We start from the raw sequence: 25,579 nt of genomic DNA, 5'->3' as shown, positions 1-25,579 counted from the left end.
AAAAAAGCTCCCGGTTGCCTTACGCATCCGGGAGCTTTAGGTTTGCATGCTAATTAGCTTATCTCATCGATGGGAATTGCATTATTTATAACTTACCCTACGACGGCCTGATTCTCCTCGTCAGACTTGGCGATGATCTTGGCCTTCTCGTCCACAGGCATGTTGGAGAGCTCGTCTGCGTAGATCTTCTTGCCGGTGGGATGCTCCTCGAGCCAGAGCTTCTCAGCGGTGGCCTTCCAGCTCTCAGCGTAAGGAGTGGTGCGGGCGCAAAGGTCGTCCACAGACTCGGGCGCCGCGTAATCGGTGCAGGGAGCGTCCGCCTCGTGGACGATCTGGGGCAGGATCTCCGGGTTCTCCAGCATGGGGCAAGGCTGGAGCATGTTGTCGTTGAAGGGATAGTGCGAGCGGTAGGCCTGGAAGATAGGCTGCTTGAGGCACTCCAGCCAGCTCTTGTCGTGGATGTTGGCGTTGGAGTAGTGGATGAAGACGCAGGGCTCCACGTCGCCGGCTGCGTTGACATGGCAGAACACGCGGCCGCCGGCGATGCAGCCGCCCACATACTCGCCGTCGTTTTGGAAGTCCATGGCAAAGATGGGCTTGCCGCCGGTGATGCCGCGGATCTCGCGGATGCGGTGGAACATGTACTCGCGCTCCTCAGGGGTGCACATGAGGTCGGTGCCGGCGCCGGCGCCCACGGGCATGAGGTGGAAGTACCAGGCGTAGCGGCAGCCCTTCTCGATAAGCATATCGAGGTACTCGTCAGAGGTGACGGTCTTGTAGTTCTTGGTGGTGTAGGCCGTGGAAGTGCCAAAGAGCAGGCCGTTGGCCTTCATGAGGTCCATGGCAGCCATGACTTCCTGGAAGGAGCCGTCGCCGCGGCGGCCGTCGTTGGACTCCTCGAAGCCCTCGACCGAGATGGAGAAGGCAATGTTGCCCACACGCTTGACGTCGTCGCAGAAGGCCTGGTCCACCAGCGAGGCGTTGGTGAAGATGTTGAACATGCAGTCATTGTGCTTCTCTGCCAGCTTGATGATGTCGTGCTTGCGCACCAGAGGCTCGCCGCCGGTGAGCATGAACATGTGGGTGCCCAGCGCCTTGGCCTCAGAGACCAGCTTGTCCATATCGTCGAAGGACAGGTTGTAGCGGTTGCCGTACTCTGCGCTCCAGCAGCCGATGCAGTGCTTGTTGCAGGCCGTGGTGGGATCGAACAGGATGATCCAAGGCACGTTGCACTGGTACTTCTCTGCGTTCTCAGTGCAGGTGCGCAGGCCGCGGAAGGCCGCCTCATAGCCGCCGTTGAGCACGGTGGTCTTGATGATGTTGTGATCTACCTCGTCCATGAGGGAGAAGAGGAACTGCTCCCACTTGGACCCGGGATACAAACCGGCACGAAGGCCGCGGGCGGCGCCGGGAGCGGTGTCTTTGAGCAACTTGGAGCCCATGTCTACAAGCTTGTCGAGATTCTTCTCGCGATCCTTGCCCGAAGCGGCATTGATGATCCCGTCCAGAGCCAGGCCAAAGGCCGTGCGCTCGGCTGCGTGCGCGATCTTAGACTGCATCTTAACCCCTTGCTGTTTTGCCGCGACCTGATGCCGCAGCTCCGTTGACTGGGAAGGTTGTACCCTCTTTTCTCTCTTTACTCCACAGGTTTTGGTTTTGCCTCACAGATTTTTAGAACCTGCAACTTATATGCCGCAAGCCTCGCTGCCGAGAAAAACCGCCGCCTTAAGGTGGATGTCAAGAGTGCGAAGAGAAGGTGCCCATCAGCTGAAGCCTTTCTGATTTTTAGGCCTTACTCTGCTGTTTTATGCCTCCCAGCTCCCTGTGGTTTTGGAGCCTATAGTGTAGACCCCTCCACCTTTTCTCGCTGAGGTGGCGCCAGGTGATATTCAAAACGGTTCGAATACCGTAATAGTTGCGAAACTGCAGAGGCACAGCAAGCCGCCCCGCTGGCGAGAGGCCAGCGGGGCGGCGCGGGGCATCAGGGATAGAAGGCGGCCTATGGGGGCGCGGGTTTCTCGGCAAGGAACGCTAGAGCAGCCCCACACGCTGCGCGTTCTCGCGGATGTGGGCGCAGCTGGCGTGGAACTTTTCCACCTCGTCGGCGGTGAGGTCGAGCTCGATGACCTCCTCGACGCCGGAAGCGCCCACCACGCAGGGCAGCGAGGCGTAGACGCCACTCTCGCCGTACTGGCCGTCCATGAGGGTGGAGCAGGCGGTAATGACGTGCTCGTTGGACTCGATGGCACGCACCAGGCGGGCGGCGGCGTTGGCGACGGCGTACTCGGTGCAGTGCTTGCCGGCCATGGTGACATAGCCGTTTTGGCGGCCCTGCTGCTCGAGCTCGTCATGGTCGAAGCCAAAGCGGCCGGGCTGCTCGACGGCAAGTTGGGAGAGCGGCTTGCCGCCAAAGTTCACCGCGCTCCAGGCGGCGAACTGGCTGGCGCCGTGCTCGCCCAGCATGTAGGCGCAGATGGAGTGCTGGTCGATGCCGGTGACGTTGGAGAGGGCGAATTTGAGGCGGCTGGAATCCAGCGCAGTGCCGGTGCCAATGACCTTGGCGGGATCTGCGCCGGAGAGCTTCCAGATCTCGGTGGCTACCACGTCGCAGGGATTGGCGATGGTCACCCACACCCCGTCGAAGCCGGCTTTGGCGACAGGCTCGATGAATCGCTTGGCAGTGTCCGTGGTGTAGAACAGCTCGCCGTCGCGGTTTTGCGCCGCCAGCGCCACCTTGCCCGCTGCATTGACGATGACGTCGCAGCCCGCCAGCGCAGCGTAGTCCTCGCCGCAGGAGACGATCTCGACGTTGTGCGGGCAGAATGCCAGCGAGTCGTGCAGGTCTTGCACCTCGCTTCTGAGCTTGGCGGAGTTGTCCTCGTCGCCGGAGCAAATCTCGGTGAGATAGAGCTCGTCTGCGATGCCCTGAAGCATGAGGCTGTTGGCCACATGGGCCCCCACGTGCCCTAATCCAATAATGCCGATGCGATTGACTCCCATGCCCCTGTCCTTCCTGCGAGCTGATGCGGGCAGCTGCGACGATGTGCGGCAGCCGGTACGTGTTGCGGTGCGTGACCACCGGTGCGTGCCCGAGCGTGTGCCAACCGGCGCGTGCTGCAATATGCGGCCACCGATGCGAGCCCCGCATTTTTTGTGCCTTGGTTATACCGCAGGACGGGATGGACCGGACGGAAAGCCTTCCAAATCCGCCGATGAGGCGCTCAAGATGTAACCTGGATCGGCTATGGTTCGATTTTTGTCGATACGTGCTGGTGAGGATGGCGGGTTTCTCGGCAAGGAGGGAGCCTGCAGCGGTGGATGGCTGGGGCGCCTGGCCGACGCGGCGGCGAGCAAACTGCCCTGTGTGGCAGCTGGACTTGACCTACGCCAAGTTGTTTTTCTCATTGACGCGGAAGGAGTTCATTGGCACAAAACCCAGCTAAACGATGGATCTTCCAGCTTTTTGGCATGAAGCCCAACTAAACGCAAGTCATTCGGCACAGCATGTCGTACGACGCTGCAGACCGCCAGCAAGCAAGCTGCCGAGAAGCCCGCCCGCCGCAGGCTGCATGTTCATGGTGGATGTGGGCGGCACGGGCGCTCGGGAGCGGGTACATTGGAAGGCGTACCGCACTGGCAGTGGCACTGGTTGCAGCACGCCGTCGCCGCCAGCGCACAACCCGCGCGCCACTGCGCGTTGTCGCAACTCGCATGCATCGCAAGGTCGATCAGGAGGCCCGCCCTATGGGATTTCGCACGCTCACCTGCCCCATCGCCAAAGAGTGCGGCGGCTGCGAATGGCTGGCGGTGCCCTATCCCATTCAGCTGCGGCGAAAGCGCGAGGCGGTGGAAGAGCTGTTCCGCGACTACCTGGAAGACGCGCGCCATGGCGCCACGGTCGATGAGCTGCGCATTTACGGCATGGACGATCCGGTGGCCTTCAGGCATAAGGCGGCCACGCCCTTCGCGCCGGGCAAGCGCGGGTTTGTGCGCAGCGGGTTTTATGCGCGGGGGACGCACAGGATAGTGCCCTGCTCGGCATGCCTCACGGAGGACCCTCGGTGCAGGCCCATCCTCAATGCTGTGGCGCGTATAAGCTCTGAGCTTGGCATCCGTGCCTACGACGAGGACAAGGGCACAGGCCTCTTGCGCCACGGAGTGGTCCGCACCGGTTGGAAGTCCAATGAAGGCCTGCTCACGCTGGTGACCAACGGCGACTCGTTTCCCCATGCCAAAGAGCTGGCGAAGGCGGTGGCCCAAAAAGCCAAGGTGCGTTTGTCGGTAGTTCAAAATGTGAATCAAAGGCGCACCAACGCCATCCTGGGGTTCAAGAACAAGACGCTGCTGGGCTCGGGAGTGATGCACGACCGCCTGCTGGACGTGGAATTCACCGTTGGCCCTACGAGTTTTTATCAAACCAACCCGGAGCAAACCGAGGTCCTCTACAGTTTGGCCATCGCGCAATCGCGCCTGGACGCCGGCATGCGGGTGCTGGACGCCTACTGCGGCATAGGCACCATCGGGCTGTGTGCAGCCCATCAGGTGGAGGGGCTCGAGGTCGTGGGCGTGGAGCGGGTGGAAGGCGCGGTGGCCGACGCTCGGCGAAATGCCAAGGCCAACGGGCTGGAGCAACAGGCTCGGTTCGTCTGCGCCGACGCCACCAGTTACATGATCGACGCTGCCCGCGCCGGCCGAAAGTTCGACGGCGTGATCCTCGACCCGCCGCGCGCCGGCTCGACCTCGGAGTTTTTGAGCGCCCTCTGCACCCTGGCCCCCGAGCGCGTGGTCTACGTGAGCTGCAACCCCCAGACCCAGCGCCGCGACGTGGATCTGCTGGTACGCCAGGGCTATGAGCTGGATGCATTGGCAGTGGTGGACCTGTTCCCCCAGACCAAGCACGCCGAGACGGTTGCTGTTCTATCTCGGAAATCTGCATCGAAGTCTTTCATTCCGGTTTCCATCAGTCCGAAGGACATGGGGCTGTCTGAGGAGAAGGAGCAGCCGACGTACGCGAACATTTGTGATTACGTTCAGAAAACGCACGGCATGAAGGTCAGTTCCCTGTACGTCGCGCAGATGAAGGCCGAGTGCGGACTGGAAACGCAGGCCGACAGGTCGGGTGACAAGAAGCAACCGAAGTGCCCGCCTGAAAAGCGCGAGGCGATTCTGGATGCGTTCCGTCATTTCGGACTCATGGGAGAAGACGAGACGGAGAAATAGAACGCCGTATTTTGCGTTTAAGACGTTTTAAGCCCGCTGGGGTACTCGTGTACCACGCGGGCTTTTTTCGTGCCTTAAAACGCCTCTGAAGCGGTCTGGGGACGTTCGAGCGCCCATGTGCATCTCGCGTTCGCTCGATGCAAGGGTGGCCGCCCTGCGGGCGGCGGTTGGATGTGGGTGGACGTACAGAAGGGATGCGGCATGGGCTTGGCCTGGCGTACGTCCCTCCGTCTGGCCGGCAACTACGGCGCTTCGCGCCTCCGTTGCCTTCGAGAAAGTACGCATGAGGTATGCGAAATCGTATTGGATGGTTCTCATGCTTTTCTGCGTACCCAATATGCGATGAGGCAAGCCGAGGGCGCAGCCCGAGGCGTAACTAGCCTGCATTGAGGACGCGAAGCGTCCGAAATGCGCACCTGCTTAGGACAGAAGAATCACCCGTTCCCTCGTTTATGAGCGTTTTGCCTGACCACATGCTGACCAGATGACCAGAAGAAAAAATGATGTGGTCACCATCTGGTCAGCCAAATCACTAGGCGCCATCAGGCTTTTTGCAATTCCTGACCAGATGACCACATAATTTAGGACTTATTTTTAAAAATTGAAAGGACTACGTAATACGCGTAAATAAATAAAGTTTGTCGGATTTTATCTGGTCATCTGGTCATGTGGTCAGAACGAAAAAAATCCATTGATAAAAGAGGGGATTTTCATTTCAAGAGCTGACCAGATGCCATTTTGATGTGGTCACACATGTGGTCAGCCCTCACGTGTACCTCTTGTCGCAGTCGTTGTTTTCCGGGTGGTGCGGTGGGTTGCTTTTTTTGCGCTTTTCCATTCGTTTATGAGCGGAAATAGGCTCTGAACTGCGGCTACGGGAAAATTGATATTGCTTCAATTGTCTCAATGGTGTACAATTGGATACATATAGATGAATGGCTCAGCACCCGTCCCGTCCTTGATGCGGGGTTGCTATCGGGAATAGGAGCCGAGCGCTCGGTCGAATAGGCCGTGCGTCACGGGCGAAACAACGAACACGAAGCTCCCGTGGAAACCGAGATAGACAAGGCTTTGCGCCTCTGTCCCTCTTCGGTTTCCGCGGGAGCTTTTTTTGTTTCGCGAAAAGGACTTCGAACATGGAGGTGGCTAGTTATGGCTAAAGGAAAGAAGCAGGCAAAAGAGGTAAAGCCCTCTTATATGACGACGCGCGAGGTGGCGGCGTTCCTCGGTTTGAGCGCGGGGACGCTCTGCACCTGGCGCTATCAGGGCAAGGGTCCGAGCTACTACAAGGTCGGAAACGCGGTCCGCTACAAGATTGCCGACGTCGAGGCGTGGAAGAACGAGAACGTGAAGCGCGTCAAGCTGACGAATTAAGGAGGTGGGGATATGGAGGCAAAAGAAAAGAGCAGTTCCCCCGCCGCCACAGCAAAGGGAACCGCTCCGTCTAACTGCAAATATTATAGCTCATTACCGCCCATTTTTCAAGTATCTGACCCGCAGACAAAGGATGAGATGAAGAGGGGGCGTGCATATGACGAGGGGAATCAGGGCGAGGCGTACAACCCTGACTACCTGTACGGCGGGGAGAACTATCACAAGGCGCTCAGCGATGCGGTGAGCTATGTGCTGCGCGGCTGCGCAGGTGATGGCCTGTCCGCTCTCTCGGACGTCGTGGTCAAGGTGACGAACGCCCTTGTGGCGTGGGTCAACCTGTCCGAGCCGCCATCCAATCCGGAGGCGGGAAAGATTTACGGCAGGGGCTTTCGCTGGCCGAGGCTCAAGAGCATCGACCCCGTGCAGGCCGCCGAGCTGGTGTTCGCGCAGGAGGTCATCCGCATGGTCTGCGTCAAGGAGACCGTGGACAAGCCGACCTCGGAGGGCGTGTTCGCTATGTACGACCCCGACGAGGGGATTTACCGCGAGATTGGCGACGGGCAGATTGACCTGTGGTGTCAGGAGGTCGTGGGCGCCGTGAACGGCAACTGGAAGAAGAACTTCGTCCAGAAGCTGCACGACATGGCATCGCGTCGGGAGAACCGCGCGTGCGAGTGCGATAACCCGTCTCTGGTCTTCATGGCCAACGGAATCTGGGATTACGAGGAGCGCGTCCTGCGCGAGTTCTCCCCCGAGGTCGTTGCGCTCAGGAAGAGCACCACGCGCCTCCCCGACAAGGAGCCGCCCGTCCCTGAACACACGATGCCGGATGGCTCGAAGATTGACTTCTGGCAGCTGCTGGACTCCTACGCCCCCTACGACGGCGGGCGCGATTTGCTCGTCAAGGTGGCGGGGGCGTCCCTGCGCAGCTACCACAACTGGCGCGTCATGGTGACCTTCCACAACAGCACGGGTCACAACGGGAAGAGCACCTTCCTCGACTGCCTCAAGTCGCTCGTCGGCTACGACGGGTGCATGACCTCAAGCCTCGCGCTGCTTGCCGGCGGCGGGGATGGCGGGCGGTTCGGCGTGTCGAACATCGTGGGGGTCTCCCTCATCACGTGCGAGGACTCCGACTCTGGTGCGTACCTGAAGGACAACTCGCGCCTGAAGTCAATCATCTCGCATGACGCGATAGGCGTGGAGCGCAAGAACAAGGGCATGTTCGACTACACGCCCCACGCGCTGATTGTCTGCGCCGCCAACGACATCCCGAAGACCCGCGACAAGGGGGACGCTTGGCTGGCTCGCAACATCTACGTCCCGTTCGCGGGGCAGTTCGTCGGCAAGGCCGACGACAAGACCATCCGTTCCGAGTGGGTCGTGTCCCCCGAGTTCTGCGAATATCTGGCCTATCAGGCGCTGGTGAAGTGGGACCGGTATTACGAGCTGCCCGAGCCTAAGGAGGCCGCGCAGCTGAAGCACGAGTGGGTTCTTGGCAATGACACGGTGGCTGAGTTCTGGGAGGACGTCAAGGATTCGATTACGGCCGACTTCGTGCCGAATGATTACCTGTCCATGCGCTACGACGAATGGCTGGACGCGGAGCACAAGGGCATGCGGATGCAGATGAGCCGCAAGGCGTTCACGACCCGAATCGTTGAGCTTGCGTGCTCCGACGGCGAATGGACGCAGAGCAAGGACGCGAGCGGGTCCGTCCGCAAGACGAGCTGCGAGAAGTGGTGCCCCGGCTTGAGGGCCTACTGCAAGCGAGCAGCTGGTTTTGGCGGCGCGGGCGGATGGGTCCCCTTCCTGGGCAGGCGTCGCGGGATTTTCCGCACGGTCGTCCTCGATTACTGCACCGCCCATGGCACGACGCCCGCAGACCTCGGTGCCGGTTACGCGGCGGTGAGGGAGCAGCTTGGCCTTGCGACGGATACAGAAGACAGCGATTAAGGAGGAATAGATTATGGCAACGAAGAGGTTTGATGATGTGGCCGAGAAGGCACGTGCGTTAGAGGCTCAGGCGAAGAAGCTGCGCCGCGAGGCGCAGGCCGCGAGGACGAAGGCTTACGCCGACGCGCTCGTGACGGTTTTCCCTGAAGTGAAGGACATGGGTTCGGCGGAAGAGGTCCTTGACTTCGTCAAGGGACTGAAGCCGGGCACCGGACACGGAACGCCGGATGCGCGCGCCGCTGGCGCTGCGGATTCCGGTCATGTTCCTACCGCAGAAGCTGGAGAGTCGTCGGAAGCGCACGGCGGTTTTTCCGGCGCGGCCTACCAAGGGTAGCCGTGCCGGGTTCCACCGAGGGATTCGGGTTCCATGTCGGACAGGGGAAGTCGTTCCCGTGTCCGACATGGACGGGCGAGGCTCGGTGGACAAAAGGCGGGGGTTCGAAGGGGACGGCGCAGCCGCCCCCTCGCAAGCTGACGGAGTAGGGCAAATTGCGAGAATCGCAATTTGTACGTACGGAGTCAATGCTTGCTCTTTTCCCCTTTGCGCAGAGACGTTGTGAGATTAGCCGAAAACGGCATTTCGGATTGTCCGCCGCAGGCGGGCGTTTCGGATAGCGGCAAAGGAGGTGTTCCGCATGGCGGAAACGTATGAAAAAAGAAGCGGGAAGGCGACGCGCCAGAAGTACGTGAAAGACCGCCGTGACAAGGTGGTTCAGGTGCGTATGAACGACGCGGAGCTTTCCCTGCTGGACGAGCGGCGCGGGACGTGCTCGCGTTCCAATTTTCTTCGCGGTGAGCTGTACGCGAGTCGGTACGCGCCGCCCAGCCGCGAGGTGGTTCTGGACGTCCCGGCCCTGGACCGTGTCCGTGTCGAGCTGAACCGCATCGGCGTCAACATGAATCAGATTGCCCGCGCGCGCAACCGGCGCTTGAGCGGCATGGGAGTGCTCGACGCGGTGCGTGAGGAAATGAGGACGAAGGACGAGGCGGAAGCGTTCCGCGAGTTCCGCGATTCGGTGGACAAGCTCCGGGCGCAAGTCGATGGACTGCGTGCGGACTTGCAGGCGTACGTGGAGACGGGAGGTGATGTCTGATGTCAACGACGCATGTGCAGTCGCTTCCGAACGTGCGCGGGCGTATGTCGTACACCGAGTTCGGCGAGGGAAAGCGCAGACGCGCTCATCTGGAAAACGGCACGGACCGCATCGCCGCGCAGATGGGCGACGCCGCCTCAAGAGGGGATTTCATTGTCTACTGCGAGGGGCAGAAGCATCGCCACCCGAACGCGGTCAACGAGGGCTACGAGCTGCGCATCTCGTGGGCGACCGACGAGCTTGACCCAAGCAAGGCCGACGACATCCAGCGCGGCATGGAGTACGCGTACACGCTGTGCCACGAGCTTGCCCCCGACTCCATGTGCTGGGTCACCATGCACGTGGACGGCGAGGGAGGCTGCGTGCATGCGCACGCGACCATTGCGAACCACGACGCCCGTACCGGTCAGGTCATCAACAAGGGGGACACGAGCCTCTACGCTCCGCGTGTGAAGGCGGTCAATGATGAGCTGAGCCGTGAGAATGGTTTCTCGGTGCTCGGGGCGGACAAGGAGATGTCCCTCTGGGAGCAGAAGCGCGAGACGTTCCAGCCCGGTTCTTTCGACCGGCGTCTCGGCGACAGGGTGGCGGATGCCCGCGACCGCTCCAGCACGCTGGACGAGTTCAGGCGCAATCTTGAGTTGAGCGGCGTGACGCTGAAGGAGACCACGAAGACCGACGGGAAGACCGGCGAGGTCACGACGGGATGGTCCTACAAGGCTGTGGACGAGTGGGGACCGAAGCGCCGCACCCGCAAGCGCCGCGCCTCCAACCTCGCCGACGACCTGACCCGCGAGGGCATCGAGGCGTACTTCGAGGCGAAGCAGCGCGAGCTTGAGGCGCCCGAGCAGGACGCACCGGCACCGGAGGTCCTTCCCGACGTGCCCGAGACGGCAGCGCCGGAGGAACAGCCCTCTGCGGATTTCGCTCTCGACGCGTACAGCCTCGACCGGGCGTACGTGTCGGAGATGGCTTCCGACCTTCAGAAGGCGCACATCCACCGCTCACGCGAGGAGGGCAAGCCCTTCATGGACGAGCGCTATCAGCAGATTGTCGAGGCGCGGAACCACCCGGACGAGCAGCTGGCGAAGCTGCGCGAGGACGTGGACGCCGCAAGGCGCGAGTTTTATGCCTCCAAGGAGGCACGCGACACCCTGCAGCACCCGTGTCCGGGGCTTCTGGCCGGCATGCACGTGTTCGCCAAGGCGGGGTGCAACGCCAAGGACCCCGTGTCCCGCATGATGGCCGACATGACAGCCATGATGCTGCGCATGATGATTCAGGAGGCGCTCGCGGAGGAGCGCCGCAGGCAGCGCGAGGAGGCGGAGAGGCGCGTCTACGAGTCCCGCAAGAGCATGTGGGACGCCGAGAAGCGCCTCAAGGCGGCGGAGAAGGCGCTGTCCAACGAGGACGAGCGCGAGAAGCGTCTGAAGAGCGAGCGAATGCAGCGCCGTGTCAAGGAGGCCGAGCAGCGTGCGCCCGTGAGGACGCCGAGGTCGGCGGACAAGGACACGCAGTTCGACGGATAGCCGAGAAGATGAGGGAGCAGCGTCAAACTGCTCCCTTTCTCAAGCTCCCGCTCGCGGGCTACGAAGAGACCTTCAAAAGGGCTGTTGACGGGCGTACGCGCAAGGGGCGGAAAATCGGGGTTTTCGTCGTCCGCTCATTTATGAGCCGGATTCGGAAAACGCGGCGGAGCGGACGGAGCGGAGCGAGGGCGTGAAGCCCGTTTGGAGACCAGTAAAAGCCCTGATGAAGCCCAGATAAAGCCCCGAAAGTGGCGGTTGAACATGTACTTGTCGGCTCATATAATTAAATATGGAAATGTGTAATTGATTAAATATATAGCGAGGTGATGATATGAAGACGATTCTGGTATGCAACCAGAAGGGCGGCGTTGGCAAGTCCCTGGTCGCCGACGAGATTGCCTTCTCCTTCGAGCGCTCCGGCATCCCCGTGAGCTTCTACGACTTGGACACGCAGGGCGGCACGCTGCACGAGACGCATGAGGCGGACGCCGCACAGGTCGCCGTGGTGGACACGCCGGGGGCCTTGCAGGAGGGGCTGGCGGACTGGCTGAAGGAGGCGGACGTGGTGGTCATCCCGACCAGAACCACGTCGAGGGACATCGAGCCGCTGATGCGCATGCGCAAGGCGGTGTTCAAGAACGGCCGCGCGAAGATTGTCTACGTGATGAACGGGTGGAACCGCTTCAAGGCGTCCCGCGACTTCATGGAGTGGTTCGAGGGTCTGGCGGGCGACCAGACGGTGGCCACGCTGCCCCAGTCCGAGGCGTTCGTTCAGGCGGGAGCCGCCGGCAAGTCCGTGGTCGAGTTCGACCGACGCGGCAAGGCCGCGAAGGCGACTCTCGCTCTGGTGGGCACGGTGCGCGAGGCTGCGGGGTTCCCGAAGGAATAACCGCAGGTCAGAGGCGTTATCCATCTGGACAAATGCGCCTCCATGGTGTATAATTGTACAAATGTGTAAATAATTAAAGGAGGTCGAGCCATGGCGAACATGTTTGAGAAATACGCTGCCGACCGCGAGGCCGAGCAGAAGAAGATAGAGAAGGCCGTCGTCGCCGACACGGCCGCTGAAGAGAAGCGCACGACGCTCTCGCTGTCGCTCACCGTGAGCGACAAGAAGACGCTCAAGATGATGGCTGCGGAGCGCGAGACGACGATTGCCGCAATCATCCACGAGTGGGTGCAGGAGCATATTGAGGAGGTGAGCGAGTAATGGCGAACTTTGATACTGAGCGCGAGGGGCAGATTGAGTTTTACAAGACGTTTCTGCCGCTCATTGACCCGAACCTCACTTTGGATGACATTCTCGCAGACGATAACGATGGTGTGTTGAACGGCAATCTGCTTGAGTTCAAGCTACGTGTGAACGATTTGAATGCCGTGCTGTTTCAGTGCGTGAAATATCTTTCTTCGCTGAGGATTAAGGGAAAGCCGGTTCCCGCAAATATCATCATTGTTGATTTGAACGGTGAACAAGCATATCTCTATCAGTCGGCTGATTATCTCGATGACATCGAGAAGGTGTATTCGGGCGGTGCATCGAAGTCAAATGCTGGGTTCGTTGGTCGCGCATACGACGAGAAGTACGCGTATGGTCAAGACCAGCTTGCCGTGACGCGTTTGATTAAGCGCCTGAAGGAGACGGAGTTCACCCGCATCCATATTGACGAGAACTGTATCGTCGGCTGGGCAACGGCGTTTTATAAGGCTGTGCCGACCGCGCGTAAAGAGGATTTTATCGGCGACGATACGGGCAAGCACAAGACGATTGGCGAGATTCGCAACCCGTCGGTGTTTGCTGAGTACATCTACCCGTACAAGGGCACGTCGAACGTCAAGTTCCAGTACCTGATGGATAAGCTGAACGACACGCTCCAGAAGAAGAACCTGGGCGCGTTCTACACGCCCGAGCCTTACGCAGAGAAATCCCATGAGCTGCTGCGCATGGCGATTGGGCGTGTTCCGGCAGGTAACGATTATGTGATAATCGACCGCTGCGCGGGTACGGGTAATTTGGAGAAGGGGCTGACGGACGAGGAGTTGTCCCATTGCATCCTTTCCACCGTGGAATACTACGAGTACAAGGTGATGCAGGAAATCCTCGGCTCGAAGGTGCGTCACATCATCCCTCCCATCGAGGCGGATGACACGTTCAACGCAGGTTTGGTGCGCGGTGCGGATGCACTGAGCGAGGAGTACATCAACAACCCGGTTATCAAGCAGTATGTCGATGACCCGAATTGCACGATTATCTTGTTCGAGAACCCGCCGTATGCGGAGACGACGAGTGCCGAGCATCAGCGTACTAAAGCGAGCAAGAAGTCTTCCACATGGAAGAGCAGCTATCTTGTCGGCGAAATGAAAAAGCAACTCAAGGGGACTGTAACAAACGACCTTGGAAATGCATTTATCTGGTCAGGTTTTGAATATTATTTACGTCAGCCGACAGATAGCTATGTGGTGTATTCACCGGTAAAATACTGGAAAGCTCAGCATTTGGTTAACAAAAAGTTTATCGCTGGATTTGGTTTCAATCGTCGTTGGTTCCATACGAACATTGATGCATGTGTTATGGTGGCGCTTTGGGCAAATGAAGATGCACAGTTAGATAATTTTCAAATTGAGGGATATGATTGGGACTCTAAAACCGACAAACTTGTCGGAGTTGGAATGCTTGATGTTAAGCGTGTTTATACCAGTGTAAGCAAAACCTATTATGATAAGCGAGCTATTCCAGATGCAGACCGAAACGGTATTCTTTGCGGTCTTAATGGCTTGGAAAAGTTCGATGGTGTACGGCGTAATAAGCCGGCATACAACGCAGACATCATTGGATACATGGTGACGCACAGTTCGGGGTTTGATAACCCTGACCTTGATTCGAGTCTTCTTGTCGGCGGGCGGTACGATGGTAACGGCTTTTACCTGCGTAAGGACAATTACCTTGAGAAGATGCCGCTGTTCGCGATGTCTCGCTATATCACGTATAACCGTGAGTGGACACAGCGTGCCCGTATTATGAAGTCGGGCGATGGTGCTGACCGTTTTAACGCTGACGTGGCGTCTGGCAAGCTCGACCAGTGGCTGCGCAAGTGCCTGCTGTTCACCTGTGTGGAGATGCAAAACCATATGCGGACGTTCACGGGCAGTGATGGGCGCTTCTACCGCAACGAGCTGTGTATGGACACGACGAACGGTCCGACTGTCGCGTCCGAGGATTTGAAGAATCTCGTCTGTGGTCTTGCCGAGCAGCGCATCCTTGACCAGTGGAAGACGCTGATGGACGCGGTGAAGCAGGCTGACGAATACGACCCGAGGCTGACCTACGGCGTGTACCAGATTTTCGCAGAGATAGACACGTCATATAAGGATGACGAGGGCAATACGGTTTGGAACAACGTCGAGGTGCATTCGGCGTTGCAGACACTGAAGACGCTCGTTAAGGAGTATTACAACACCGAAATCGTGCCGACGCTGTTTGAGTACGAGTTCTTGAAATAAGCGAACAGCCCGTCGCTCTTTTGGGCGGCGGGCTTTATAATTAAATGCGTATTTACGCAATTCATCAATCAAGGGAGGAAACAACAATGAGCAAGACGAAAATCGCGTATTTGCCGGTTCTGAATTTCAATGACCCCGCCGATTTGTGCTCACGCTTACTCGCTGCTGAGTTTGACATGATGGAAGAGGGGCTTACGATTTTTCACCAAGAGGATTATTCGCTCTGTCCTCAAGCGGACCGCGAGAATGAAGTCGGATTGCTGCCTTGGCCGAACGACGAGGACTTGGTGAACGTCCTTGGTCGAAGGGAGCTTGAGGATATACGCGCGGTCGATATCGAAGGCGAAGCGCTTGAGCTTTTCTTCAAAAAGGGCGGGGATTACAAACTCATCGAGAGCTATTGGAACGAGCTGTTCGAGCGGGCCAACAGAACGGGCTTCAAGGTCGTGGTGCGCGATTTCGAAAAGGAGAACAGCATGAAAGAGGCATTGAAAGCAGAAAGGCAACGTTGGCTAGGCAACGTTGAGTAGGTGACGCGAAATGATGCCATGTAGAGAATTACGGGAGGGGGTGAGCCTATGGCACGAAAAAAATCCAAGACGTCAGATGCCGCCCGCCCACTCTCCTGCGTTCTGTACATCCGTGTCTCGACCAAGCTGCAAGTCGAGAAGGGCGAGTCGATAGACGCTCAGCGCTTCGAGCTGACAAGATACGCCGAAAATCACGACATGCGCGTGCTCGGAGAGTACGTTGACGCCGGCTTTTCAGGAAAGAACGTGCAGGGCAGGCCGCAGTTCCGTCAGATGATGGATGACATCATCAAGGCGCAGCCGGGCAAGCGTCCGGCCTACGTCCTCGTGTTCAAGCTGTCACGATTCGGGCGCAACGCCGCCGACACTTGGAACTCCCTTCAGACGCTCCAAGACTACGGTGTGGAACTGTGTTGCGTGAAGGACGGCATCGACTCTGGTACTTCCATGGGTAAGGCGATGCTGTCCATCGCCGCCGTGTTCGCCGAGATGGAGCGCGGCAACATCCGCACCCAGACCATGAGCGGACGCGAGGAGAAGGCCCGCAAAGGCTACTGGAACGGAGGGCAAGCGCCCTTCGGGTATCGCCTTGTCGATAAGGGCAACAAGTTCAAAGAGCTTGAGGTCGATGAGGACGAGGCGAAGGTCGTGCGCCGCATCTTCGAGATGTATGCGCACGAGAACAAAGGGTCGATGGCGATAGCCACATGGTTGAACAACCATGGAATCAAGAAGAAGCCACGCGGTAACGCACGCATGGACACGTTTTCCAGCGGAACGGTACAGCGCATGATTACCAACCCGGTGTACATCGGAAAGATTGCCTATGGCCGCAGGCGTACCGAGACGATAGAAGGTACGCGTGGAGAGACGCACGTGGTCAAGAGCGACGGCTACGAGATGCACGACGGCCAGCACGACGCAATAATCGACGACGCCACATGGGCGGCGGCTCAGGCCCTTGTCGGTACGCGCAAGCCGAACATGAAGACGCACGACGACGGCCACGTGAACATGCTCAACGGGCTCCTCGTCTGCCCGGTCTGCGGTCGCAAGATGTCGTCCAAGCCCAACCGTGGGAAAGTCAAGAAGGACGGCACGCGGGGAAAGACAACGTGGGCATATTATTGCCCGCACACCACAAAAGCGCGCGGCGCCAGCTGTACGTTCAAAAGTCAGTACCCGCAAGAGTGCGTGGACGCTGAGGTCGTACAGCTCGTGAGCCTTGCATCCCGTTCAGACGCGTTCGTGGATGCCCTGCGCCGTCGCATCGACGACGCGACGGACATCGAGCAGCTGAGGGACGATATTGAGCGCATAGAGGGCGAGAAGGCCGCGAACGACAAGCGTATGCGTATGCTTATGACGCAGATTGACTCGCTCGACCCCGCCGACAGGAGCTACGAGCGCAAGTTCAACGACCTGCAAAGGCGTCTGGACGACCTATATGACCGCGACGCCGGATTAAGCGACGCACTGGAGGAAGCGCAAGCTAAGATGACCACTGCCGAGAAGCGCATGGACGGAGAGCGCAGGCTTCTGGAAGAGCTTGACCGCATCCCCGAGCTGTTGGAAGGTGCGGACGAGCAGACACGCTTCGACCTCATCCATGAGGCCGTGAGCGAGGTGCACATCCTGCCAGACAAGAACCCGCGCAAAGAGCGCGTGGTTGCCAACGTGACGTTCAAGTGCCCGGTGCGCTTCTTCTGGGAAGAGATTCCCGGTGTAGCCAATGGGTATACGCCGATGACGCCTGATTCTCTGGGAGAGAATAACTTCCGAGATGACGAGGCGCACGCCGAGACCGTCGCCACCCTGGTGCGCACCCGCGCCTAGCAGCTGCCGAGAAACCCGCCTTCCAAAGGCTGGCACTCATTACTATATTGATACACAATGCGGCACCCGCAACACTCCGCCATGCGACCTCCCATGCAGCGCTCGCCGACGCATGGCGCCCCGGCTGCTCTACTGGGCCGCCTGGTCGTTGGAGGCGTTGGCCACCATGGGGAAGGTGATCGAGATGGTGGTGGCGGTGGCGCCGTCGGACCAGGCGTCCACCGAGAGGCCCATCTTGCGGGCCAGGTCCTGCACCAAAAAGAGGCCGATGCCGGTGGACGTGCGGCCAGAGCGATCTCGGCCGTTCTCGCCCACAAAGCCCTTGTCCCAAATACGGGGCAGGTCTTGGAGGGGGATCCCCTGCCCGTTGTCGCGCACTTCCAGCACCACGGTCTCATGGGCGGAGGATTGGTTTTCTCGGTGAGCGATGAACGCCAGGGTGAGCTCGCGCTCGGGAGAGGCATACTTGATGGCGTTGTCCACCAGCTGGCCCAAAATGAAGGTCACCCATTTGGGATCGCAGTAAATCTGCTGGTCAAGGCCCTCGAAGGCCAGATGCACGTGGTTGAGCTGGAGGGCGGTCATTCGGCTGCGGGCCACCTCGCGCACCAGCTGGCCCAAGTTTTGGGGGCGCACCAGGTAGTCGCGGTCAACGGAGTAGGACCGGGCCAGGTAGAGGGCCTGGTCGACGCAGGACTCGATGCGCTGGAGCTCGGGCTCGATGCGGCGGGCCAGAGGGCTCGCGTCGCCCTGGACCATGAGGGAGATGGCGGCCACCGGCGTCTTGACCTCGTGGCTCCAACGCTCGATGTAGCTGCGGTATTCGGCGGCGTCGGCGCGCTCTTTGCCGGTGGAGAGGCGGTATTGGTCCAGCAGGGCGTCCACCGCGTCGTCGGCGCAGTTGGCCGGATAGCGGCGCTGGGAAGGCAGCGTGCTCGCCACATCGATGGGCGTGGGGTCTCCGCCCACCTGAGCCTGGGCGATGCGGTCCATCTGATGCCAGAAGGAGGCTAAGGGCAGATAGCCCGCAAAGAGTCGCAGGACTTCGGCCACCAGCAGGATGGCGCCCACGAGCGCCACGAAGTCTTCCGAGGCGCCAGTGAGCCACAGCATCAGCATAAGCAGGGCGAAAGTGAGCCCAAATATGAGCAGATCGAGCAGGCGGGATCTCAGATAGCGCAATGCGTTCATAGCTGCGCCCCGCTACACCGAGTATCCCTGGCCGCGATGGGTCACCAGGTAATTCTCGATGCCCAGCTTGGCCAGCGTCTGGCGCAGGCGGTTGACGTTCACCGTGAGGGTGTTGTCATCCACGTAGGCCTCGGAGTCCCAGAGCTCGCACATGAGGGCCGTACGCGAAACCACCGCCCCTGCGTTGTGCATAAGATACGCAAGAATCCGCAGCTCGTTGCGCGTAAGATCCACCGTCTTGCCGTTGGCCTTGGCGCAGGAAGCCTCCACGTCCAACGTAAGCCCTTTGTGCGTGAGCGTGGGCCGAGCCTGCGCCTGCGAGCTGCGCCGCAGCAGCGCCTCGATGTGGGCCACCAGCACGTAGACCGAGTAGGGCTTGGTAATAAAATCGTCCGCCCCCATGGTCATGGCCAGCACCTCGTCCATCTCCGAGGCGCGACTGGTTACCACAATGATTGGAATGCCCGACTTGTCCCGCAGCTCTCGACAGATGGCCGTGCCGTCCACACCCGGAAGCCCCAGGTCCAAAAGGACCAGGTCCGGCGCCGCGTCCAGCACCGCCTGACTGGCATGGGCCCAATCGCAGATCTCCACGGGCTCATAGCCGCGCTGCACCAGCAGGTCGCTCAGCGCCTCCCTGATGGCCACGTCATCCTCTACCAGCGCGATGCGCGTCATGGCACTCCCCTCTCTTCACGCTTCCTTGCCGACAAAACCCCTGCTCGCATCCAGTGCGAATTATGCTCTCGCTACCGCGCGGCGACTCGGCGCGCCGCCGTGTCGCACACAGCAGCGCTGACCCGCCGCGCAGCCGCCAGACCTCCAGCCCGGCAGCCCACACGGCAGCTCCCTAGAGACAGCTCCCTAGAACGGGCGATGAGGCTTGGCGCGGACGGTGTCCAGCAGCTTGCGGTAGCCCTGCTCCAACCGAGAAGCGATGCCCTCAGCAGCTGCAGCCTCGCCAGAGGCCGCTAAGCCGTCAGCAGCCCGAAGGACGCCGTGCTCGTCCGAAGCCAGCAGGATGCTTGCCCAGGCAGCAGGATCAGTCTCAACCCTAGCAGCCAACCGGGGGTCGAAGGCCACAGGGACGCCTAACGTTTTTGCAACATCCACAGCCAAGGAGGCCACTGCTGCCAGCGGCTCTTCCAAGCCTGCCCCCACTTCCAGCGTGCCCTCTGGGGTCACTGCCAGCAGAATCTCGGGGGCAACGCCGGTCTCTTGCGCTTCCAAGCGGGCGGCCTGGGCGCGCGCGGTGAGCCCCGCTGCGCTCAGATCCTCAAGCTCCTCATAGGACCCTAGCGCCATGGCGGCGCGCCCCTGGCCGTCGAGGGCGATCATGAGGACGCCGTCGGGGTTCTCGGCAGCCCCAGAATCCAAGGTTTGCTCGATGTGCTGTTGGACCCAGGCACAAAACTCCGGAGTCAGCGGATCACCCTGAGCGCTACGGGCACGCAACGCGCGCAGGTGGCGGCTCTCCAGCGGAAGCTGTCGGCCTGCGATGCGCCAGCGGCACACCAGCACCGGGTCGCCAAGCTCGAAGGACGCGAGGCGAGCAAGCTCCTCTGCCTCGAGGGCGGCCAGATCGGCCTCTGTGTAGTCGCGGGATGGGTCCAGCATGACGGCTCCTTGGGTTAACGCATCTATCGACGTAGCTTCTACCCTACTTCAACAGGCGGGATAGGTGCCGGGAAGGCAAAAGAAGGCCCATATAGGGCGCTGCGTTCTCCTTAGGGGCTCAAAAGAACATCCAGAGGGTGTAGCTGTTCTCCTAGGCGCTCTAAGAGAACGGTTCTGTGAGCCTCCTGTTCTCCTAAGCAGCCAGATAGAACCCATTCTGTTCTATTTGGCTGCCTAGGAGTCCATTACCGCTGAAGATCGCTTGAGAAGCGTTCTATTTGGAGTCTAATAGCCATCCCAGCTTTGCAAGTTGTTCTCCTAGATACTCATCTAGCACATCGAGATGAGCGGGCCCAGATGGCCCCGGCAGGAGGTCCCCGCCCAACAGTAAACCCAGATCGTCGCAGGTCGTCTATGGCCTCCCCGCAGGGGGATCCCAAGAGCGCTCTCCCTATGAGCAAAAGGGCTGCTACCAGATAGTCTGCAGGTGCCCCCCCATACCCGCCGCGCCTTTTCCATCGTCGAATCATCGCAAAAAGGGCGGACACCCCCCCCGAGTGTCCGCCCGTCTCATGCATATCGTCGCTCGTCGCCCCCGCCTGCAGAACGCCGCTGCATGTGGGGGCGACAGCTTCATTCCCACGGCGAACCCGCAAGCCCTAGCCCACAGGCTCACGCACGATACTAGTGCCTGAAGTGCCGGCGACCGGTGAAGACCATGGCAATGTTGTGCTCGTCGCAGGCAGCGATGACCTCCTCGTCGCGCACCGAGCCGCCGGGCTGAATGATGGCGGTGACGCCGCGGGCGGCCAGCTCGTCAACGTCGTCGCGGAAGGGGAAGAACGCGTCACTAGCCGCAGCCAGGTTCTCCGGCGCCACGCCCATGCGCTCGCAGGCCTTGTGGGCGCGGTCGCAGGCGATGATGGCGGAGTCCACGCGGTTGGGCTGGCCGGGCCCCATGCCAATGCCGGCGTCGTCCTTCGCGATGAGGATGGCGTTGGACTTCACGGTCTTAACCACCTTCCAGCCAAACTCCAGGTCGTGGAGCTCCTGGGCCGTGGGAGCACGGCGAGTGACCACCTGGTAGTCGGCGGGTTTCTCGGTCACGTGGTCGACGTCTTGCACCAAAAGACCGCCGTCCACCGTGCGCATCTCCTGGGCGGCGGGAGCATCCACGCCGCCGGTGGCAAGGACGCGCAGGTTCTTGCGACGGCTCAGGCGCTCCAGGGCCTCGGGAGTGAAGGAGGGCGCGATGAGGACCTCCACAAACTGCTTGTTGACGTCGGCAAAGTGCTCCACCAGCTCCAGGGGCACCTCGCGGTTACAGGCGATGATGCCGCCAAAGGCGCTCACCGGGTCGCAGGCATAGGCCTTGTCGTAGGCCTCGGTGACGTTGGCAGCCACGGCAGAGCCGCAGGGATTCTGGTGCTTCAAGATGATGCAGGCGGGCTCGTCAAACTCGCGGACGGCGGACCAGGCGGCGTCGGTATCCAGCAGGTTGTTGTAGGACAGCGGCTTGCCGTTGAGCTGCGTGGCGCAGGCCAGCGAGTGGGGAGCGGCGTTGGCATCGCGGTAGAAGGCGGCCGCTTGGTGGGGGTTCTCGCCGTAGCGCAGGTCTTGCTGCTTGGTATAGGCCAAGGTCAGGCGCTCAGGGAACTGTGTGGGCACAGCGCCCTCGGCATCGATGAGCTGGCCGGCCAGCCAATTGGAGATGGCCGTGTCATAGGCCGCGGTGGTGGTATAGGCCTTCACCTGCAGCTGACGGCGCAGCTCCAGCGAGGTGGCGCCGTCGTGGGCCGCCATGTCGTCCAGGATGCGCCCGTAGTCTGCCGGATCGCACACCACGGTGACGCTCTGGGCGTTCTTGGCCGCAGACCTCAGCATGGAGGGGCCGCCAATATCGATGTGCTCCACGGCGTCGGCAAAGGTGACGTCGGGCTTGGCCACGGTCTTCTCAAACTCGTACAGGTTCACGCACACCAGGTCGATCATGGGGATGTCGTGGGCCGCAGCCTCCTCCATGTGCTCGGCGCTGTCGCGACGCGCCAGAAGGCCGCCGTGGACCTTGGGATGCAGCGTCTTCACACGGCCGCCCATCATCTCGGGAAAGCCGGTGTACTCCGAGATCTCCGTCACCGGCACGCCCGCTTCTTCCAGCACTTTCGCGGTGCCCCCGGTGGAGATGATCTGCGTACCGTAGGTGTCGTGGAGCGCGCGGCAAAACTGTGCCACCCCGCTCTTGTCCGTCACCGAGACCAACGCCTTTTGAATCTTCCTCTCTGCCATGAATCCTCTCTCTCTTATGTTCTGGCTCCCCTCTACTGCATGTTCCATCGTGCCACAAAAGAGGAGCCCGGCAAGCGACTCCGCCCGCCGAGCTCCTCCCGCAATATCATCCCAATGCTTCCCGCACGCTAGTGCTGCGCGCGCCTCATCGCCACTGTTGCCACTGCAGCCGCCACGCCCAAGACGGCCAGTGCGCCTAGACCATAGGCTGCCGAGAAACCCTCGTCACCGGTGGCTGGCAGCCCACGCTCTGCCCTACCTTTAGGAGACACCTTGGCCCCGGCAGCCTTGGAAGCCCCTGATGCCTGACCAGGTTGCCGAGAAACGCCCTCGCTGCCCGCAGCGCCATTCTGTGAAGGCTGTGGCGCGCCAGGGGTTTGGGAGCCTTCTGGGCCTTGGGTCTCGCCAGGAGCCTGCGGCTCATCGGGGTGTTGATCGGGAGCCTGCGGCTCATCGGGCTGAGAGGGCTCCTCGACGGCTTTCCAGTGGGCGTAATAGACCAGGTTGCCTGTGGCGGTCTCGGGGATCTCCTCCACCGCGTCGCCGCCGCCAGACGAGGTATACCAGCCTTCAAAGGTGTAGCCTGGGCGCACCACCATCTGCGGCAGGATCAAGCCCGTGCCATAGGTGTAATGGGTGAGGCGCCGATCGAGGATCTTGCCGCCCTCAGGGTCGAGATACACCAGATAGGTGTTAGGGCTCCATTTGGCCCAGAAGGCCTGGTCACCTGTGGCCGTTGCCGGGATCTCAGACATCGGCTGCCCTGTGAGCTGCGCATTGTCATACCATCCGCCAAAAGTGCAGCCCACATGGGTCGCGCCAGGCAACGGCTGTGCCGTGCCAGGCACATAGGACGTCACATCGTCGCCTTCCAGCGTGCCGCCGTTGAGGTTGAGCTGCACTTTGCAGGGAAGCACGGACCATCGGGCCACCAGCTCCACCGGCGCGCCCACCGGAGAGGCAAAGTCATAGGGCGCAGAGGATCCTTTTGCATACCAGCCGTCAAACCTATAGCCGGCGCGCACGGGATCTGCGGGGCGAGAGGCCAAGCCGCCGGCTTCCACCAGCTCCATGGCAGGGGCGCCGGACCCGCCGGCAACATCAAAGGTGACTGTATGGAGCGATACAGAGCGGGTGTCTGCGGAGTTCGCCACCCCTCGTCCGCCCAACGCCTTGACGGCGGCAGTATAGCTTCCGGGCTGGCGCAAGGCCGGGCACGCTGTAGACCGGGCGTCTGCCGCCATGCGGTCATCCAGCAGCGTCTCGCCGGAGGCAGAGGTCACCGTCACCTGATAACCGTTGGCACCTTCAACGCCATCCCAAGCTATCCGGGCATGATCGGCGCTCCAACCCACCGAGGCAGGAGCGGCCAGCTGCCATTGGGCGGTAAGGGTGATGGGCGCCGTCACCTGGGCTCCCCAGCCAGAGAAATCATAGGTTGGGGCCAACGCGCCGTCGACCGGGGAGGTGGTCCACCCCTTGAAGCTGTGGGAGCCCCAACTAGGAGTTGCGGGGGCGTGCTTCAGCTTTTGGCCGGCCTCCACAAGCATGCCTACGGGAGTTGGCGCCTGGCCATTGTTGGGATCCAGAGAAACCGTCACCACCGTGTCGCGCGCGTTGATAAGCGAGGAGCTCGAGCCGCCTGCCGTCTGGGCGACGCCCACCGCAAACCCATAGGTGCCGGGCTCTGCGATGGTAAGGGAGTAGCTGTTGGTTTGCAGCGAATAGGTTTGCGTATGCACGCCGTCCTTCATGACCCAGAGTACGTAGTCACGAGCTCCCGTCACGGCGTCCCAAGACACGGTGGCGGTGTTCGAACCCGTCACCGCCCACCTTAGATTGCTAATGGTGCGGGAATCTTGGGCGGCTTCTACCGGGTCCGAGGGATCCTCTGCCAGCGCCACCGTCGCCGTCCCACACAGGCTCACCGCCATGAGGCAGGAGGCCAAAAGGGCCGCAGTTTTCCAATGATGACTCGTTTTATTCATTCATAACTCCTTTGAGCCAGTGCACAAATAGATGCGACGCCCAGAAAGATCGAGCGCCACAGCGGTGTTCTCAAAGGAATATGTCCTCGCCGCCCCAGACCAATCTATGCACCCCTCAAATACGCCGGAGCGCAAGATAACGGCAACAAGCTGGAGGCATTCTAAATAGGCACAAAGCGTGCCCCCAGCGCCCGGCAGCCACCCAGAACAAAGCTGCCTACGGCATAAGAAAGCCTCCGCCAAGCTATGCCCAGCGGAGGCTTCAAGTCACATTGAAAGATCAGGCTCCCAGCGCCTGCTCGCTCTCTTAGAGGTGAATGCGGGTGCCAGAGGTGCCCTTCATGGCCTCAGGAGCCTTCTCCAGAGAGCCGATGATGGCTACACGGCCAGGACGGCTCTTGGCAAACTTGACGGCAGCCTTGACCTTAGGCTCCATGGAGCCCTTGCCAAACTGACCCTCGGCCAGGTACTTCTCGGCCTCCTCGACGGTGATGTCCTCGAGGTCCTTCTGGTCAGGCTTGCCAAAGTTGATGGCCACGTGATCCACGGCGGTCAGAAGAATGAGCTTCTCGGCGTCGCAGTCCTCGGCCAAAAGCTCGCCGGCCAGGTCCTTGTCGATGACGGCGCCCACGCCAACCAGGGCATTGTCTTCCTCGACCACGGGGATTCCGCCGCCGCCGCAGGCGATGACGATGTACTCCTCGTCCAGCAGGTGGCGAATGGAGCCAATCTCCACGATGGCCTTAGGAGCAGGAGAAGCCACTACGCGACGATAGCCGCGGCCGGAGTCCTCTACCAACGTCCAGCTGGGGCTCTCCTTCTTGACCTCCTCAGCCTGCTCGGCGGTGAGGAACTGGCCGATAGGCTTGGTGGGGTTCTCAAAGGCAGGGTCGTTCTTGTCTACCTCAACCTCGGTCACGATGGTGGCCACATGCCAAGGCTTGCCCTGGCGACGGATCTCGTTGCCCAGGCCCTTCTGCAGGTGGTAGCCAATGTAGCCCTGGCTCATAGCGCCGCACTCAGGCAGGTCCATCGCGGGAATATCAGAGTTGACCTCATTGGCGGTGGCAAAAGACTTCTGGATCATGCCAACCTGAGGGCCGTTGCCATGGGTGATCACAATCTCATTGCCCAGCTCGATCAAGCCAAGCAGAGCAGGAGCTGCAACGTTGATACGCTCCATTTGCTCCTTGGGGTTGTCGCCAAGAGCATTGCCGCCAAGGGCGACTACGATGCGGTCCGGTTTACCCGGAGCTTTGGTGTAAGTCATGGAAACCTCCCATTGCGTTTTTAATAAGAAGATCGCGCGGCCCGGTACCACGCAAACTCCGTAGGCTATTTGTATACCCCCGGCAACTCCCAAAAGTTATGGAGAGCTTATGCAGCGCGGCAAGAGGTAGCTATGGCGTTTTTAGTGGTAAATGGGGGTATTGAGCGGCAGGTGTATGTTACTATCCCTG

At 60.5% G+C, this 25,579-nt stretch carries 19 protein-coding genes; 11 read left to right on the top strand and 8 right to left on the bottom strand.

Going from position 1 to position 25,579, the window contains the following annotated elements:
* Positions 1-92 precede the first annotated feature (92 nt).
* Both E5334_RS01495 and E5334_RS01490 read right to left on the bottom strand, forming a co-directional pair.
* Complete coding sequence (locus tag E5334_RS01495; protein WP_136011830.1) at positions 93-1,559, bottom strand: radical SAM/SPASM domain-containing protein; 1,467 nt, start codon at positions 1,557-1,559, stop codon at positions 93-95.
* Positions 1,560-2,031: 472 nt separating this feature from the next.
* On the bottom strand, positions 2,032-3,000 hold the full coding sequence (locus E5334_RS01490; RefSeq protein WP_136011829.1) for an L-lactate dehydrogenase: 969 nt from the start codon (positions 2,998-3,000) through the stop codon (positions 2,032-2,034).
* Between the two features lie 744 nt (positions 3,001-3,744).
* On the opposite strand from E5334_RS01490, the gene rlmD reads away from it, so the two are divergent.
* From rlmD to E5334_RS01435, 11 genes are all read left to right on the top strand, one after another.
* Entirely contained in the window at positions 3,745-5,220 is a 1,476-nt protein-coding gene (rlmD, locus tag E5334_RS01485) for a 23S rRNA (uracil(1939)-C(5))-methyltransferase RlmD (protein WP_136011828.1), read from the top strand.
* Positions 5,221-6,372: 1,152 nt separating this feature from the next.
* Positions 6,373-6,594, top strand: coding sequence for a helix-turn-helix transcriptional regulator (locus tag E5334_RS01480; RefSeq protein WP_136011827.1), 222 nt, complete (start codon positions 6,373-6,375; stop codon positions 6,592-6,594).
* Between the two features lie 138 nt (positions 6,595-6,732).
* The gene (locus E5334_RS01475) at positions 6,733-8,550 is read left to right on the top strand and encodes a phage/plasmid primase, P4 family (protein WP_167604247.1); all 1,818 of its coding nucleotides are present in this window, start codon (positions 6,733-6,735) and stop codon (positions 8,548-8,550) included.
* A 13-nt stretch (positions 8,551-8,563) separates the two neighbouring features.
* A complete protein-coding gene (locus tag E5334_RS08715) occupies positions 8,564-8,884 on the top strand; it encodes a hypothetical protein (RefSeq protein ID WP_275438873.1) in 321 nt (106 codons plus the stop codon).
* Between the two features lie 301 nt (positions 8,885-9,185).
* Positions 9,186-9,644 carry a plasmid mobilization relaxosome protein MobC gene (mobC, locus tag E5334_RS01465; RefSeq protein ID WP_136011825.1) on the top strand — a complete coding sequence of 153 codons (459 nt, stop codon included), beginning with the start codon at positions 9,186-9,188 and terminating at the stop codon, positions 9,642-9,644.
* The gene (locus tag E5334_RS01460; protein WP_136011824.1) at positions 9,644-11,173 is read left to right on the top strand and encodes a relaxase family protein; all 1,530 of its coding nucleotides are present in this window, start codon (positions 9,644-9,646) and stop codon (positions 11,171-11,173) included. Before mobC ends, E5334_RS01460 begins: the two co-directional genes overlap by 1 nt.
* A gap of 331 nt (positions 11,174-11,504) precedes the next feature.
* Positions 11,505-12,062: a ParA family protein gene (locus E5334_RS01455; RefSeq protein WP_136011823.1), complete on the top strand. Its 558-nt coding sequence runs from the start codon at positions 11,505-11,507 to the stop codon at positions 12,060-12,062.
* Positions 12,063-12,152: 90 nt separating this feature from the next.
* The gene (locus E5334_RS01450; RefSeq protein ID WP_136011822.1) at positions 12,153-12,383 is read left to right on the top strand and encodes a hypothetical protein; all 231 of its coding nucleotides are present in this window, start codon (positions 12,153-12,155) and stop codon (positions 12,381-12,383) included.
* On the top strand, positions 12,383-14,671 hold the full coding sequence (locus E5334_RS01445) for a hypothetical protein (RefSeq protein ID WP_136011821.1): 2,289 nt from the start codon (positions 12,383-12,385) through the stop codon (positions 14,669-14,671). The genes E5334_RS01450 and E5334_RS01445 overlap by 1 nt, the downstream gene beginning before the upstream one ends.
* Before the next feature lie 86 nt (positions 14,672-14,757).
* A complete protein-coding gene (locus E5334_RS01440) occupies positions 14,758-15,201 on the top strand; it encodes a hypothetical protein (RefSeq protein WP_136011820.1) in 444 nt (147 codons plus the stop codon).
* A 48-nt stretch (positions 15,202-15,249) separates the two neighbouring features.
* Complete coding sequence (locus E5334_RS01435) at positions 15,250-17,037, top strand: recombinase family protein (protein ID WP_136011819.1); 1,788 nt, start codon at positions 15,250-15,252, stop codon at positions 17,035-17,037.
* A 129-nt stretch (positions 17,038-17,166) separates the two neighbouring features.
* On the opposite strand, the gene E5334_RS01430 is transcribed toward E5334_RS01435, so the two are convergent.
* From E5334_RS01430 to arcC, 6 genes are all read right to left on the bottom strand, one after another.
* Positions 17,167-18,228, bottom strand: coding sequence for a sensor histidine kinase (locus tag E5334_RS01430; protein WP_136011818.1), 1,062 nt, complete (start codon positions 18,226-18,228; stop codon positions 17,167-17,169).
* A 12-nt stretch (positions 18,229-18,240) separates the two neighbouring features.
* Positions 18,241-18,906, bottom strand: coding sequence for a response regulator transcription factor (locus E5334_RS01425; RefSeq protein ID WP_136011817.1), 666 nt, complete (start codon positions 18,904-18,906; stop codon positions 18,241-18,243).
* A 186-nt stretch (positions 18,907-19,092) separates the two neighbouring features.
* Entirely contained in the window at positions 19,093-19,845 is a 753-nt protein-coding gene (locus tag E5334_RS01420) for a hypothetical protein (protein ID WP_136011816.1), read from the bottom strand.
* A 684-nt stretch (positions 19,846-20,529) separates the two neighbouring features.
* Positions 20,530-22,131: a bifunctional phosphoribosylaminoimidazolecarboxamide formyltransferase/IMP cyclohydrolase gene (purH, locus tag E5334_RS01415; protein WP_136011815.1), complete on the bottom strand. Its 1,602-nt coding sequence runs from the start codon at positions 22,129-22,131 to the stop codon at positions 20,530-20,532.
* 128 nt (positions 22,132-22,259) lie between these two features.
* Positions 22,260-24,119: an InlB B-repeat-containing protein gene (locus E5334_RS01410; protein ID WP_136011814.1), complete on the bottom strand. Its 1,860-nt coding sequence runs from the start codon at positions 24,117-24,119 to the stop codon at positions 22,260-22,262.
* A gap of 307 nt (positions 24,120-24,426) precedes the next feature.
* Positions 24,427-25,389: a carbamate kinase gene (gene arcC / locus E5334_RS01405; RefSeq protein ID WP_136011813.1), complete on the bottom strand. Its 963-nt coding sequence runs from the start codon at positions 25,387-25,389 to the stop codon at positions 24,427-24,429.
* Between the last annotated feature and the right edge of the window lie 190 nt (positions 25,390-25,579).

Source organism: Muricaecibacterium torontonense, from assembly GCF_004793925.1.
Lineage (GTDB): Bacteria > Actinomycetota > Coriobacteriia > Coriobacteriales > Atopobiaceae > Leptogranulimonas > Leptogranulimonas caecicola.
This window is presented reverse-complemented; position numbering and strand designations above follow the sequence as displayed.